General features: G+C 58.4%; 14 protein-coding genes. 7 read left to right on the top strand and 7 right to left on the bottom strand.

The genetic code is table 11. From position 1 onward, the window contains the following. The first annotated feature begins 5 nt into the window (after positions 1 to 5). The 5 genes from PSH90_RS15115 to PSH90_RS15135 are packed head-to-tail and all read left to right on the top strand — an operon-like array spanning position 6 to position 5,877. The gene (locus tag PSH90_RS15115) at positions 6 to 950 is read left to right on the top strand and encodes a DUF58 domain-containing protein (RefSeq protein ID WP_150635093.1); all 945 of its coding nucleotides are present in this window, start codon (positions 6 to 8) and stop codon (positions 948 to 950) included. Then, positions 947 to 1,444 carry a DUF4381 domain-containing protein gene (locus tag PSH90_RS15120; RefSeq protein ID WP_065616204.1) on the top strand — a complete coding sequence of 166 codons (498 nt, stop codon included), beginning with the start codon at positions 947 to 949 and terminating at the stop codon, positions 1,442 to 1,444. Before PSH90_RS15115 ends, PSH90_RS15120 begins: the two co-directional genes overlap by 4 nt. Then, complete coding sequence (locus PSH90_RS15125; protein ID WP_305380917.1) at positions 1,437 to 2,516, top strand: VWA domain-containing protein; 1,080 nt, start codon at positions 1,437 to 1,439, stop codon at positions 2,514 to 2,516. Before PSH90_RS15120 ends, PSH90_RS15125 begins: the two co-directional genes overlap by 8 nt. After that, positions 2,513 to 4,249 carry a VWA domain-containing protein gene (locus tag PSH90_RS15130; RefSeq protein ID WP_305380919.1) on the top strand — a complete coding sequence of 579 codons (1,737 nt, stop codon included), beginning with the start codon at positions 2,513 to 2,515 and terminating at the stop codon, positions 4,247 to 4,249. Before PSH90_RS15125 ends, PSH90_RS15130 begins: the two co-directional genes overlap by 4 nt. Continuing rightward, positions 4,246 to 5,877, top strand: a complete 1,632-nt coding sequence (locus tag PSH90_RS15135) for a BatD family protein (RefSeq protein WP_252867733.1) — start codon at positions 4,246 to 4,248, stop codon at positions 5,875 to 5,877. Before PSH90_RS15130 ends, PSH90_RS15135 begins: the two co-directional genes overlap by 4 nt. 99 nt (positions 5,878 to 5,976) lie before the next feature. On the opposite strand, the gene PSH90_RS15140 is transcribed toward PSH90_RS15135, so the two are convergent. From PSH90_RS15140 to PSH90_RS15170, 7 genes are all read right to left on the bottom strand, one after another. Beyond that, positions 5,977 to 6,279, bottom strand: coding sequence for a hypothetical protein (locus PSH90_RS15140; RefSeq protein WP_110645657.1), 303 nt, complete (start codon positions 6,277 to 6,279; stop codon positions 5,977 to 5,979). An 81-nt stretch (positions 6,280 to 6,360) separates the two neighbouring features. Continuing rightward, positions 6,361 to 6,780, bottom strand: coding sequence for a hypothetical protein (locus PSH90_RS15145; RefSeq protein WP_236169867.1), 420 nt, complete (start codon positions 6,778 to 6,780; stop codon positions 6,361 to 6,363). Between the two features lie 118 nt (positions 6,781 to 6,898). Further along, entirely contained in the window at positions 6,899 to 7,240 is a 342-nt protein-coding gene (locus PSH90_RS15150; protein ID WP_236169866.1) for a hypothetical protein, read from the bottom strand. A gap of 72 nt (positions 7,241 to 7,312) precedes the next feature. Continuing rightward, positions 7,313 to 7,675 (bottom strand): ribonuclease toxin immunity protein CdiI, encoded by a 363-nt coding sequence (gene cdiI / locus PSH90_RS15155; protein ID WP_252867734.1) that lies wholly within the window; start codon positions 7,673 to 7,675, stop codon positions 7,313 to 7,315. A gap of 23 nt (positions 7,676 to 7,698) precedes the next feature. Further along, positions 7,699 to 7,935 carry a hypothetical protein gene (locus PSH90_RS15160; RefSeq protein ID WP_252867735.1) on the bottom strand — a complete coding sequence of 79 codons (237 nt, stop codon included), beginning with the start codon at positions 7,933 to 7,935 and terminating at the stop codon, positions 7,699 to 7,701. After that, positions 7,936 to 8,376 (bottom strand): hypothetical protein, encoded by a 441-nt coding sequence (locus PSH90_RS15165; RefSeq protein ID WP_252867736.1) that lies wholly within the window; start codon positions 8,374 to 8,376, stop codon positions 7,936 to 7,938. A gap of 429 nt (positions 8,377 to 8,805) precedes the next feature. Beyond that, positions 8,806 to 9,282 carry a hypothetical protein gene (locus PSH90_RS15170; RefSeq protein ID WP_252867737.1) on the bottom strand — a complete coding sequence of 159 codons (477 nt, stop codon included), beginning with the start codon at positions 9,280 to 9,282 and terminating at the stop codon, positions 8,806 to 8,808. A gap of 724 nt (positions 9,283 to 10,006) precedes the next feature. Between PSH90_RS15170 and PSH90_RS15180 the strand changes: the two genes are divergently transcribed. Next, positions 10,007 to 13,588, top strand: a complete 3,582-nt coding sequence (locus PSH90_RS15180) for a toxin VasX (RefSeq protein ID WP_370695143.1) — start codon at positions 10,007 to 10,009, stop codon at positions 13,586 to 13,588. Beyond that, positions 13,578 to 14,693: a SoxR reducing system RseC family protein gene (locus tag PSH90_RS15185; protein ID WP_252884350.1), complete on the top strand. Its 1,116-nt coding sequence runs from the start codon at positions 13,578 to 13,580 to the stop codon at positions 14,691 to 14,693. The genes PSH90_RS15180 and PSH90_RS15185 overlap by 11 nt, the downstream gene beginning before the upstream one ends. The last annotated feature ends 107 nt before the right edge of the window (positions 14,694 to 14,800 follow it).

Here is a 14,800-nt window from a genome sequence, read left to right on the forward strand (position 1 = left end):
CCCCCATGAACGCCGCCCTGACCTCCGAACCCGGTATCCGCATCAGCCTCGCCGAGCTGATCGAGATGCGTCACCGCGTGCGCGAGGTGCAACTGTTTTCTACGCCGAGTCAGCGCAGCCCGCTGATCGGCCTGCATCATTCGAAATTCCGTGGCCGTGGCGTCGACTTCGATCAGGTGCGGGTGTATCAGGCTGGCGACGACGTGCGCACCATCGACTGGCGCGTCACTGCGCGCACGCAGGAGCCGCATACCAAGCTGTTCCATGAAGAACGCGAGCGGCCGATTTTCATCATGGTCGAGCAAAGCACGCGGCTGTTTTTCGGCTCGGGGCTGATGTTCAAGTCAGTGCTGGCGGCGCAGGTTGCAGCGTTGATTGGCTGGGCCGCGCTGGGGCACAACGACCGCGTTGGCGGGCTGGTGTTCGGCGATAACGAGCACTACGAAATCAAGCCTCGGCGCAGCAAGCAGAGCCTGCTGCAATTGCTCAACCGGCTGGTCAAGGTCAATCAATCGCTGCACAGCGAGCGCGAGCCGGATCGCGATGCCTTCGGCGTGGCCTTGCGCCGGGCGCGGGAAGTGCTGCGGCCGGGCAGTCTGGCCATCGTTATTTGCGATGAGCGCGCGTTGTCCGACAGCGCCGAGCAGCAATTGAGTCTGCTGGCGCGGCATTGTGATCTGCTGATGTTGCCGCTGTCCGATCCACTCGATCACGCCCTGCCCGCCGCCGGCCTGCTGCGCTTCGCCGAACGTGGCGCGCAACTGGAGATCGACACGCTGAACTTCGACCTGCGCCAGACCTACCGCGCCCAGGCCGAAGCGCGCATCGCTCGCTGGGAGCTGCTCGCACAAAAGCTGCGGGTGTTGCTGATGCCGCTGAGCACGCAGAGCGAAATGGTCGAGCAGATGCGCGAGTTCCTTAACCCGCAGCGTCCGGGGAAAGGTCGATGAACGGCCTCGAACAACTGCAACCGCTGATCTCGCCGCCGCCGATCGCCTTCTGGCCGCCGGCGCCCGGCTGGTGGCTGCTGCTTCTGCTGTTGCCGCTGCTGGGTTTCGCCGTATGGAAGCTACGGCGTTTCATTCCGATAAAGAAACGCCCGGTGGTGCGCGCCGAGCAGCCGCTGGATCCGGTGCGCATCGCCGCGCTCGCCGAACTGGCGCAAATGCCCAAACCCTACGACGGTGCACCAGCCGGCGCTTGGCTGCAACAACTCAACGGCCTGCTCAAACGCCTGTGCCGCAACCACTATCCGTACAGCCAGAGCCACACCCTCAACGGGCGCAAATGGCTGGCCTTCCTCGATAACCGCTGCCCCGCTGCCGGCCTGACGCGCTGGATGGTGCTGGTCGAAGGCGCGTACAAACCGGAATGCAAACTTGACGACAAAGCCATCGCCGGCCTGACCCAAGCGGTCGACACGTGGATTCGCAAACATGTTTGAGTTCGCCTGGCCGTGGATCTTCGTGCTGTTGCCGCTGCCGTGGCTGATGCGTCTGGTCCTGCCGGTGGCCGACAGCGGCGAGCCGGCGCTGAAAGTCAGTTTCCTCGCCGACCTCGAAGGCCTCGCCCGCCGCCGCGCGCGTGCGAACTTGCCGGCGTGGCGGCAGCAGGCGCCGTTTATCTTGCTGTGGCTGATCTTGGCGATCGCCGCCGCGCGCCCGCAATGGCTCGGCGAACCGCTGCCGATTGCCGCCAGTGGCCGTGATCTGCTGGTGGCGGTGGACGTGTCCGGTTCGATGGATTTTCCCGACATGCAATGGCAGGACGAAGAAGTCAGTCGTCTGTCGCTGGTGCAGCACTTGCTCGGCGATTTCCTCGAAAGCCGCGACGGCGACCGCGTCGGCCTGATCCTGTTCGGCAGCCAGGCCTACCTGCAAGCGCCGCTGACCTTCGATCGGCGCACCGTTCGCATCTGGCTCGACGAAGCGCGGATCGGTATCGCTGGCAAAAACACCGCGATCGGCGATGCCATCGGTCTGGCGCTGAAACGCCTGCGCCTGCGCCCGGCGCAAAGTCGCGTGCTGATTCTGGTCACCGACGGCGCCAACAACGGCGGCGAAATCAATCCGCTGACGGCCGCAAAACTGGCCGCCAGCGAAGGCGTCAGAATCTATCCAATCGGCATCGGCGCCAATCCCGAGGACAGCGGCTCGACAGGCCTGCTCGGGGTCAATCCGAGCCTTGATCTGGATGAGCCGGCGCTCAAGGCCATCGCCGAAATCACCGGCGGCCAGTACTTCCGCGCCCATGACGGCCTGGAGCTGCAAGCGATCAAGGACACCCTCGATCAGCTCGAACCGGTGACCCAGCAACCGACTCAGGCACGCCCGGCGCAAGCCTTGTATCACTGGCCGCTGGCGCTGGCGCTGTGGTTGAGTCTGTTGCTGGTCGTCCGCGAACTGTGGCCGGATAACCCGCTGCAACGCCTGTTTACCAAGCAACTGTATTTGCAAAGTCCGCTGCCGGACTGGCGTGAGCGCTTGCAGCGTTTGCGCCTGCGGAGGCGCCGATGATCGCGCTCTGGCCGCACTGGTTCCGCCCTTGGTGGCTGCTGCTGTTGCCGCTGCTCGGCTGGCTGCTCTGGCAACTCTGGCACCGACAGAAACGCGCCGGGCGCTGGCAGATGATTCTGCCGCCGGCATTTCACGCTGCGCTGCTCAGTGGCGGCAGCGGGCGCCAGAGCAAACTGCCGTGGATCGCCCTAGGCGTGGCGTGGTTGCTGACCATTCTGGCCTTGCTCGGGCCGAGCTGGGAGCGCGTCGAACAGACCAGCCAGAAACCCGCTGACCCGCTGGTGGTGGTGCTCGAACTGACCCCGGAGATGCTCGCCACCGACTCTCCACCGACGCGTCTGGAACAGGCGCGGCGCAAGCTGTTCGACCTGTTGCAGGCGCGCAGCGATGCGCAGACCGCCATCGTCGTTTATGCCGGCAGCGCGCACACGCTGGTGCCGCTGTCGGATGATCTGGCCACCAGTCGCAATCTGCTCGACGCGCTCAAGCCATCGCTGATGCCGGAAGCCGGCCACCGCGCCGATCTGGCCGTGGACAAGGCGCTGGCGTTGCTCAAGCAAGGTGCGCTGGGACAGGGACGGATTCTGTTGATCGGTTCGTCGCTCAATGAAGAGGAACGGCGCGGCATTCGCCGTGCGCTCAATGGCGAGTCCACGCAACTGCTGATGCTCGGCATCGGCACCGCTGAAGGTGCGCCGATTGCCCAGGAAGACGGCAGTTTCCTCAAGGACGAGCAAGGCGCGATCCGCGTGCCGCAACTCGACAGCCCTGGTCTCGCGACTTTCCTCAACAGCGTGGGCGGCGAGTATCACCCGGCGCGTCTTGACGAAGCTGATCTTGGCGCTCTTGGCCTGCTCAACGGCCCGCGCAGCCTGCGCGACGACGGCCAGACCGTGCGCTTGGATACTTGGGCCGATCAGGGTTACTGGCTGCTGTTGCCGTTGCTGTTGCTGGCTGCGTGTGCCGGGCGCCGTGGCTGGCTGTTCTGCCTGCCGCTGCTGTGGTGCCTGCCGCAACCGAGCTACGCTTTCGACTTCGAAGACTTGTGGCTGCGCCCCGACCAGCAAGGTTTGCACCTGCTCAAGCAGAAGCGCCCGGCCGAAGCCGCGCAGCATTTTGACGATCATCAATGGCAAGGGGTGGCGTTGTACGAGGCCGGCGACTACAGTGGCGCCGCTCAGCGTTTCGCCGAGGGCAGCGATGCCCGCGCCCACTACAATCGTGGCAACGCTTTGGCGAAAAGCGGCGAGCTGGAAGCGGCGATCGATGCCTACGAACAGGCGCTCGAGCTGCAACCGGATCTGCGTCCGGCGCAGACCAACAAGGCGCTGGTGGAAAACCTGCTGAAGCAGAAAAACGCCCCGCCGCCGCCCGAACCGGACAACCAGCCCAACGAACAAAGTCTGCCCGGCGATGAGCCTTCGCCCACCACCGCGCCCCCTCCGGCGGTGAGCAGTGAAACCCAGAGCGAGGCGCAACCGACCGAGTCGGCCAGCGAACCGCCTCCGACCGCCCCGCCGCTGCCAGGCCCCAATGAAATCCCCGGCAGCAACGAGGAAGAGGAAACCGACACGGTGCCGACCCTGCGCCCGAGCGAGAACAACCTCGAAGGCGAGCAGCGTCAGGCGCTCGAACAATGGCTGGGCAAGATCCCGGACGACCCGGGCGAACTGCTCAGGCGCAAATTCTGGTACGAACAGCAACAACATCAGGATCAGGAAAACAATCGATGACCCGCTTCACCGCTCTCTTGCTGCCCCTGCTGATCTGCACGACTACCGCTCAAGCGGCCGTGCTGACCGCCAGCGTGGATCGCAGTCGCCTGAACTCCGGCGAGACGGTCGAGCTCACCCTCGAAACTGACGACGTCACCCAGTTCGGCAAGCCCGATCTGTCGGCGCTGGAAGCGCTGTTCGAAGTGCGCGGCACGCGCCAGGTCAACCAGCTCAACACCCTCAACGGCGACAACCGCGCGACCACACGCTGGATCATCACCCTGCTGCCAAAAGAAAACGGCAGCGTAGTGATTCCGCCGCTGCAACTGGGCGAAGCACAGAGCCAGCCGATCACCGTGCAGGTGATCGCCAGCGACAACCGCGAAGACAACAACAGCCTCGATCCGGTGTTCATCGAAGCCAGCCTCGACCAGACCAGCGTCTACGTGCAGGCCCAGGCCATCCTGACTTTGCGCATTTATCACTCGGTTTCGCTGTACGACGACAGCAGCCTGAGCCCGCTGCAAATCGCCGATGCGCGCATCGAACAACTTGGCGACACGCGCACCTACGAGAAAGACATCAACGGTCTGCGCCACGGCGTGATCGAGATGCGCTACGCGATCTATCCGCAACACAGCGGCCTGCTGACCATCGCCCCGCAGACGTTCAGCGCCACGCTGGTCGATACCGCACCATCAGCAGACGCCTCGGGGCCGAAGCCCGGCAAACTGATGCGCGTCAGCTCGGCGTCGATTCCGCTGACGGTCAAACCGAAACCGCTGACCTACCCGGTCGATGCGCCATGGTTGCCGGCGCGCAGCCTCAGCCTCAGCGAAAGCTGGAGCCCGGAACCGGATCACACTCAGGTCGGCGATTCCCTGACCCGCAGCCTGACCCTGAAAGTCGAAGGCCTCGCCAGCTCGCAACTGCCGGCCCTGCCCGCCACCGACGTCAACGGCCTGCGCCGCTACCCCGACCAACCGGTGCTGAGCAACCAGAGCAGCGACCGCGGGATCATCGGCAGCCGCGAAGAACGCGAAGCACTGGTGCCAAGCCGCAGCGGCGCGATCGACCTGCCAACCGTCGACGTGGTCTGGTGGAACACCTTCGAAGACCACCTCGAACACAGCAGCCTGCCCGCGCGCACCCTGCAAGTGGCGAACAACCCCAGCCTGCAAATCGACACCCCGGCCGGCACCCTGCAACCGAGTACGCCCGACAACGACACCCTGTGGTGGTGGAAACTCAGCACCCTGATCCTCGCCTGCACCACCCTGCTCGGCTTCGGCCTCTGGTGGCGCGCCCGCTGGCAACCGGCAATCCACCGCGCCGCCCAGACCGGCCCTAGCCCACGCACCCTGCTCGACGACATCAAACGCGCCAGCCAGGCCAACGACCCCCACGCCACCCGCCAGGCACTGGACGCCTGGGCGCGGCAACAGCCGGAGACACTGGCGGATATGGCGGCGCGGTTTGTGCCGTTGTCGGATGCGCTGGATGGGTTGAATGGAGCGCTGTACAGCGAGACGGGACAGCACTGGCAGGGTGAGGATTTGTGGCGGGCGATCCGCACTATTCCCGCCGCCGAGCGCGTGCAGGATCCGGTGAGTGAGAGTGGATTGCCGCCGCTTTATCCGAAGTGAAAAGCGAAAGATCGCAGCCTTCGGTGCTCCTACAGAGTGGGTACGTATCCCCTGTAGGAGCTGCCGAAGGCTGCGATCTTTTGATCTGAAAGTCCGGAATCAATATGCGAATTTCGTTTTGACTTGTTCGCCTTCTCGATAGGAGAGGACGAATGACTTCCATGGCTCGCCACGCTTGACTGCGTTTTCCTGAAGCTGGTCGACCAAACGAAGGATAATCGCCCCGTTAATATCAGTTTCAGCGTTCCAGTCCTCGACGCCATCTTTCTCAACGCACAGCTCCGTCTCGATGTAGCCCTCCCCCAACTCCACGCCATAACGGAACGCGTCATAGCCATGGACGATGCCGGCTTCGACCACCTGAAAAATCTCTTGGATGATCTTTATGTCTTCGGTAATCACTGTAAAACCTCCAGATTGCGACTGAAGCTGAGTTCCTCTGAGATGTCCAATCCATAAGCTATTTGTTTCCCGCGCCTCTCCTCATGCGCCACCAACTTCTACATAGACAGCCTCAACGATGGCGTCGTTTTCCCCGAAATCAGGCACATAAAACCTTAAACCCACGCCAGTGACACTGAAGCCTGAATTATTGAAAACCAGAACCTCTCCTCGCTTGGCCAAAAACTGTCGAACCACAAGCGCATTCTCACCGACCAGTTTCTGGTTGTCCCAAACAAGCTCACTCCATTTCAAAAACTCAACGCCAAAGACCCGGTAGCGCTCATCAAAGTAAACGTGCACGCCTAAATCATCGTAAGCGTCGGTCGGTACTGTCGAATATTCGGCTTTGTAAAACGCCTCAAACCGATCACCAAGCGCCTTCCTTGATTCTTCTCGGGACATGCCAGCGTGAATCAATCCGAGATCACCGCGACTTAAAAAACTAAATACCATTGTCATCTTTTCCGGGATCTCCTGAACCAAGAAAGATGCGCGAGTCCTTCCAAGATGGTCACGCTTGACGCCCGCGCCCCTTACTAAAGACCCGATGTCGTCGCATTCTGCACCTATGGATAACTCACTGGTGGTAGCCCTGATAATCAAATCCTTCTGGAATATCCGGCCAGACTGGCTTGCGCAGCAGTGCATCCAAATCGTCGAAAATATCCCTGAAAAAATTGGCGAGATCCATGAAGTCCGTTCGTGAATTCAGCAACGCGGCTTTCAACATGACATCATCTGTATTTTCTTTGGCGGATGCCGCTCTGGACATATTGTAGAAAGCGTTTGCTAGCCTTTCCGCTAACTCGTCTTCCCAGTTCAGCTTGTAATCAGCTTCCCAACTGCCACCATCAAAATCACCGGCTTTATCTTTCACCAATTGGATAATCAGTTTCTTTACTGACTCGAAATCTTTCATCTTTCATCTTTCAACTTTCTCTTGATCGGATAACTTTTGGCTGCGCTGAACAAATGGCACACTTTTTACTTATCAGACATGGCTCTCACTCAAGAGAACATCGACTTTCGCCTTATATTCAGGATGACGCTGTAGGTACTTATCACAAGCTAGCCGAAGGTATTCCATGCAGACCTCTTCACTGATAATAATTGTGTCTGCATCGCTAGAGGGATACCCATAAGAAAACTCCACTCCTTCGAAATGGCCCTCTTCAAATGAGCTATTTACATCAAGAAAGTTACAGTATGCTCCATCAACACTGAACCCCCAACGCCTCACAATATAGCCCGCAGCCTCGATGAAACGGCCATCATCATACATCCGGTCAAAATACCCTTTGACAATCCAATAAGGGTCTGACTGGCGGCATGGCTGACCGAACAACTCCTTCATAACAACCTCACTTCATTGCCGGATCATACACTGTCATTTCTTGAGTCTTCTGAACCGGAAACAATGTCCAACTCGCCCCATAGCATCGACAAGCCTATGCTTTCCATATAAGTCCCAAAATCCAGAAAAGGCGCAACGCCGATCGCCTCAATTGAAAACCAGGTAGCGTCGCACTCTGGGCACATGAATAACTCTTTCCCAGTGGCGTTGACATGGGCACAGACAATGTAATCCTGCTGACATCTTGGGCAGATGATCATCTATGCCTCCTGCAAGGGCACGACACCATTGAATGAGTTTTCGCGACGCAGACTGATATATAAAGTGGTGATCAAGTCGTCGTCATCGTCAACATAGAACCCCATACCCAACTCACCGACTTCAAATCCGTCATCGTCAATGACGGGATCAATACCGTGGCGACGAAACAAAGCCAACACGTCCGAGGATGTTTCGCCTACCAGCCTGTGGCCGTTCCAGGACACCGTGCTTCTTTCGAAAAACTCTACCCCTTTAACCATATCGCGCGCGTCGTAGTAGACATGAAGGTCGAGCTGAAAATAAGCATCCGTAGTATTCAAGGAGTCAGCTGTTTTCCAGAACACTTCGAAACCGGCTCCCAGAATTTCGCGCACTTGAGCTCTGGACAGTTTTCCATTCAGGGGGCCGACCAATCCGTATTCCGCAATTGAAAAGTCCATTTGAAGCCTCTTGCTGGCGAACAATCCAGTTTCTACTCTTTCCCCGCAACGCATGTGGGCGCGCCCTAACGTACTTCCTTGGTATAGGAAGAAAATTTACCGCCACCTTGATCAATATGTAGTCGTTCGCATTTATTGCATCGATAAACAGTAGTAGCACCCGCTCCTATCTGCTGATAGAACTCTTCCTCTGACAACCAACGATCTGCCAAGGCAGCACCCAGCTCATCTATCTTTCGCTCGGCAACCATCGAATATTCTGACTCGGACGTACCATGAGACAAATTGATTATCTGACCGCAAACACAGGAAAATTTAGGCATTGTATTGGTGGCTCAACTCAAGAAAAGTAACTGCTCGCACACGGTCTTGAGACGGGCACATCAAGACAAAAAATCTTTTATCAGCGAGCGTTGGGAATGGGATCAATCATTGTTTCACCTGACAAAACGTAACCACCGGGCCGTAATCCTCATCCGAGTTCGACACCTCGACAGTGAATAATGTGTCCGGGAATTTCTCCTTCAGCACCATTCGCCAGGCAAACCCGATCATCTCGCACAGCTGAAGAAATATTCTGGGCGATACACCATTTCCGTATTGGCCAAAAACATCATAAATCTTCACACAATTCATAAGCAGCTCAACCTCCGCCATGTCGCCAGCGGCCAGGTTCACGCAGCGCGCGAACGCTTCGTGTGAAAAATTTCGCTCGAGGAAGACGCCTCCCTCTGACACGATGAACGTCGGGAACAGCAACGTGGAAAACATCAATATCTGTTCCGGGTGGCATTGGTCGTTGATATACGAATGAATATCCAGGCCTTCCTGATTTGCCCATTGCTGCTTCCACGCGTCATAGGGTTCAGTGTCGATGACGAAGGGTAAAGAGTTGATCAGATGCATTGCATGGGCTCCAGACACGATTTTCCGCCGTAGGGGACCTGGGGGACAGATCTCTGTTTATCAGAACTTGGTTTGTCCCTGGTTCTGCTCCATTACCCGCACGATCCAGCGAGATACTGGGATTGGCAACGACGAGGCCATCGGCCTGCGCTCATAGTGGCTGCAAGACCATGATGTTTGCCAGCAGGAACGTTTGTCCGCGCTTGGGCATGCCAATGAACTGATGAGTTCGCCCACAGGGGCAGGAGACTGGTGCGCGAGGAATACGTACGACGAACGTCCATGTAGAAGATCCTGTAACGGGCAATAATCGATCTGATCAGGTGCCATGCTCGGCCGGACAGCGGCGCGGATGAGCGCAAGGAGTCGCTGGCGTCTCTACAATGGCGCATCATCCGGCATGATATTAGGTGGCCACTATTTTGGCGTCAATCAATGGATGGGTTTAACAATCGGTTTCGATGAGCGGTACAGCCCGTATCCTCGGGCAATGCGCCTGTTAAAGGCTCTGTTTGCCCTGCGTCGGTTGGCGACCGCGGGTACGCATTTCGAGCTACTCACGATTCATCCGAAGTAACCTCTGTAAGATTTCAGTCGATCCCTCGTAGGTTACATCCCGAGTGTTCGATTCCTACGCAAAACACAGAAAGATCTGACTGCTGTCGTTTTCCAGATACACGCACATTTCTCTGTCACAAACAGATACAGGGAAATGTGCTCAATGATGCACCCCGCCAACCTCGCGGCAGCCGCAGCGTCCAAAGCCCCGATCATCGGCCCCGCCGCCTGCCCCTTGCGCAACACCCACGTGCAACTGCTGCCCCTCGCGTACGGCCTTGTCGAAAAACCCTTCGATCCCAGCACCGAGCTCACGCTGCCGTACACCCTGACCACGCGCCCCATGGGCATCCGCCGCCTGCGCGACGGCTGGCTGTACATCGTCGACAGTCTCAGCGGCGAGCTCTACGAATACCGCGTGCTTGAAGGCGTCATCAGCGCATTGCTGCATCGCGGCAAAAGCGTCAGCGAGGATCAGCGCAGCGCCATCGAAGAACGTCCGGCGTTGATCTTTTCGCGCAAAAGCACCCTTTACGTGACCTTCGCCGATGTGCAGTTGAGCGCGGCGAAATGCCGACAGGTGCTGGACAGCGCGGAGGAACGCGAGCACTTCATGCAGGCGGTCGATCTCGGCCCGGTGCATTGTCTGATCGGCGGCGAGCATCTGCTCACCGTGGCCCAGGCCAAACAGTGGCTGGCGGAAGTGGCCTGCACCGCGAAACCGCTGGCCGAGGCGGACGCGACGCGGATGCCGGCGGTGCAGGTCAGCGACGCGCCGGAGCACGAGCGTGAGCCCTATCTGTGGGAAAACCCGCGACGTTTTCGCGAGGCGCATATCGGCGAATTTCTCGGGCGGGTGCGCGGACCATATCAGGACGACACGCTGTTTCTGCTGGTCAACGACGACCTCGGCGTGATGCGCGATCTGGCTGATTATCAGGACCTGGTGGTCGGCTGGGTCGAGCAGTGGAGCAACACCGACAACAACGAGCGCGACTATCTGCTGGCCAGTTACATCGAGTCGCTGAGCCAGCTCGGATCTCAGGACTTCGACACTTTGGCCAAGGCCAGCGACGATCCGCGCGCCCAGACATTGTTTGCTGAACTGGAGCAATTGCCCGAGCCGGATCGGGAAAATACCCGGCAGGCGCTGCTCGACTATCTGAACAAAGGTGGTGAGGTCGAGCCAGTTGCAGTCGAAGCCACGCCTGAATTGCAACAGCTTCGGGAAAAGGCACTGGACGAGTCATTGGCGCTGAACCGCTTCGACGGCGTCGCCCCTGATTTCACCGCGCACGCTCGCGTCACCGCCGAGGCAGATCGGCGCTTTTACACCCGCGAATATTTTGCTGAAGTGGCCCCGGCCGATTTCGTCGAGCGTCATCTGAACACACTGGTCGACCTCGGCAAGGATCAGAACCGACGCATGAGAGACGTGCTCGACGGCCCGTTGCTCAGCGGCAAACGCGGCATCAACGACCTGATCGACCGCCCGGCGATGGACGAGGTTCTGAACAGTCATCGCGACAACCTCGGACGCTGGAATCGCCTGCTCGAACGCATCACCGCCGATCGCGCGCAACTGCTGTGCGCCGGGCGTTTCCATCGCTCTGCGTGGTATTTCGACGGGCAAGTGCAGATCGATCAGGCGCTCGCCAGCGAATACGCCTGCCTCAAGGACATCGGCCGTAGCGACGCGGCCAATGAGCAAATGCTCGGTTACCTCGAGCAGCACCCGCAACTGACCCGCCCGTTGTTCTACACCTTGCCGCTGCGCTTGCAGACCGAACAGGCCGGGCAATATTCAACGCTATTCAACGCCGGCATGGCGATGTTCAACAACCTGCCGGACTGGCTGGCCAAATTGCAGAGCATCGAGCAGCCGCAGCTGCCCGCGCTGGACGACCTGCCCGCACACAGCCGAGTCCTCGCCGATGCCGTGCAAGACACCTACAGCCCGGCGCTGAACCTCGGCCTGAGCCGGGCGCTGGAAGGTTTTGATCTTGCGGGCGAGAAAATTCCCGACCTCGACGAACTGTTCCAGCGCCTGCCCAAAGCCCTGCGCCTGCGCGTGTTCGACGCCGCGCGAACCAGCGGCGTGACCTTCACCGTATCCACCCCGGCGGAGCAAGCGGCGCTGCAAGCCACGATCAAGGAAGTGCTGCGCGAGCGCGACTACCTGAAAACCCTCAACCGCGAACGCAACCAGCTCACCCACAACAAAAACCGCCAGGGCCACAAAACCGCCCGGGCGGTGGAATTGCAGCAGGAAATCGTCCGCGTGCGCACGCAATTGGCGCTGTTCGAAGGCCGCCTCGCGGCGGCGTTGAGCCCGATTGATGAACTGCCGGATCGCTCGGCACGGCTGTACGGCGCCACCCCGGCGAAAGCGGGCGTGACGGTGGTGTTTCCACCGGCGCAGCACGGGGAATTGCGCGGGTTGCTGGAGAATATTCGTGCGGGGGTGGCGGGGGTTTCGAAGGCGAGTCTGGTGCGGACGGAGGGGATGGGGTTGTTGGTGGTGTTGGTGCAGGTGGTGAATTTGGTGGGGGTTTATCGGAAGCTGCGCAGGCAGGCTGTAAATGAAAGAGTGTGGACCTCGTTGATGAATTCAGTCGTTGCAACGGGAGCGGCGGGATTTAGTGCCGCACAAAGTCTTGCTGATACGGCGTTAAAAGTTCGCTGCGCTTCTCTAGTGGCAAGCGTTCAGCTCCATGCCTTGCAGACCGTGCACGTGCAGATGGGGAAATTGCATGTGGGATTGGGTTTTTTTACATATTTGTCAGGGTTGGCTTCTTCTACGAACAGTATTGTCACGCAGCGCAAAAACTGGGAACAGGCGGTTCGCAGTGGAAATCATTCGGCGCAAAGCGCAGCTGCATTGGCGACGATGGGAGCTGGTGGCATGACATCAGTTAGTGGCTATGGTTTGACCAACACTGTCCACTCCACATTCAAGGTATTGAAGGCGTCAAGTAATGCCGCTCGTAGAGCTGCTTGGGCCGCTGCTGGCACACGTTTATCCACCGTCTTTTTCCGCTTCAATCTCGCTGGAGCACTTTTTACTGTTCTAGAGCTGGGGGGTAGCTTGCTGTACAGCCGCTACAACATCAGTGCTCACGATAAATGGTTGAAAATCACACCGTGGAGTAGGGATAGCGAGATGCGTGGCGACCACTCACTTGATGACTATCAAAGTTATCTGGCTTTTTTAATTCACGCACCTTACGCGCAGCTTGGCCCAAATCTGTACGACTCTTGGCTGAAGGATCTGTTATTCAAAGCCAAACCCAGCGATATTCACTTAGCATTGCCGACCCTAACGCTGAATGATCTGCTGCGTCCGTTTGGCGGCAACCCAACCTCCCGTTTAGGTATCGGCGCGCACCGCATTTCAATTCCGCTGCACAGTCGAGGAGCACCACGAGAGCAGCGAGATGTCATTAGTGACGAGATTTTAAGCAGCCTGCGCATCGTGAAGTCCAGCCCAGAAGGACTGATACTTTGTCTCCAGTATCCAGCGGGCCTCGGGTCGGAATTTGTTCCCGCGAAAGAAACGCTGGAATTGGCTGTGTGCGTTCAGACATTGAATAAAAAAGGTGAATGGGCATCTCGAACTCGCGTCATTCACCTCGATCCGCGTGGTGAGGGTCATTTTGGGGTTGTTACTCCCCAACAGGTCAAAGAAAAACCTCCAGTTTTGCTGGTTGAGGCTCACCTGTTAGAAAGAGCTGACCATGCTGAATAATCACGATGATCCATTAGCAACTCGCCCGCTTCGACAGCCTAGAAAGACCGGTGACATTGAGGCGTTTCCGAGCGGAAAAATTACCTATCTCGCGCCCTTGCCATTACCAACATCAATGCCAGCTTACGGTCCGCATATTGGTGAACTGAATGACGTTTATATGGATTTCGGTTTAGGGACACTGGAGGTTTTTTCTTGGCAAGTCATTTTAGGCGGACCATTCAGCGGCACATTAATGATCGCGTTTCTATATCCACTGATGGGAGGGTTTATAGGACTTCTGTTAGGTGATAGCTGGGAGTTCATTAAAGAAGTCATTGAGGGTATTTTTTTTGCCATTTACAAATTGGCTTTCTCAACGGGTTTAATTGCCTTGTTTATTGGCCTAGGCGTCTGGCACCACGTCCACAAAACCCGCGCCACCCTCATCCCAACCCGCTTCAACCGTCAACGCCGCGAAGTCTGTTTCATGCCCCAAGGCGCCACCGAGCCGGTCTTTGTCCCGTGGGAGTCGCTCAGCGCCTGGATCATCGAAGCCAAAGGCGCCACCCAGTTTGGCATCCACCGCCAATACGGCATGGGCATCGGGTTTCACCACGGCGAATCCCCCATCAGCCTCGAATTCCAATGCGCCGGCCTGCAGCTCACGATCAGCCATTGGGAGGCGATTCGCGGTTACATGGAGTACGAGGTCAACGACCTCAAATCGATTCAGGACCTGCAAGACCTTCAAGGCCCGGACGACCCACCCCACGAAGGCCTGCACACTTTTCGTAACGCCCGCGCGCGGATGCATCAGCAGATCCGTGAAGGCCGGCGCTCGCGGCTTTCGGGGTTCTTCTGGTACCTGTATCACGTCATGACCTTATGGACGATTCCCAATCGCCTGGTTGAATGGGAAGTGCGTCGGCTGGAAAGAATCGGCAAGCAGGCGCTGCCGGAAGTCATGCGTGCCTGGTCCGAGCCGCTGCCGAAAGAGCAATGGGCCAAGCCCAGTGAAGAGTTGTTGCGACTGAGTGAACAAGTGCGGCGGATGCACAAGCGCCAGCCGCATCGGCCGATTACGCAGATTTTCGCTGAGGTTTGCAGGCGAGCTGAGTGCTGATGTTGAGCAGTTTTGTGGCCAGAGGGTGGGAGGTTTTTTGCCTGTTTGAGCGCCTTCGCGAGCAGGCTCGCTTCCACAGAGGACCGCGTTGGATGCGGATGTTTCGG

This window comes from Pseudomonas sp. FP1762, from assembly GCF_030687105.1.
Taxonomy (GTDB): Bacteria; Pseudomonadota; Gammaproteobacteria; order Pseudomonadales; family Pseudomonadaceae; genus Aquipseudomonas; species Aquipseudomonas siliginis.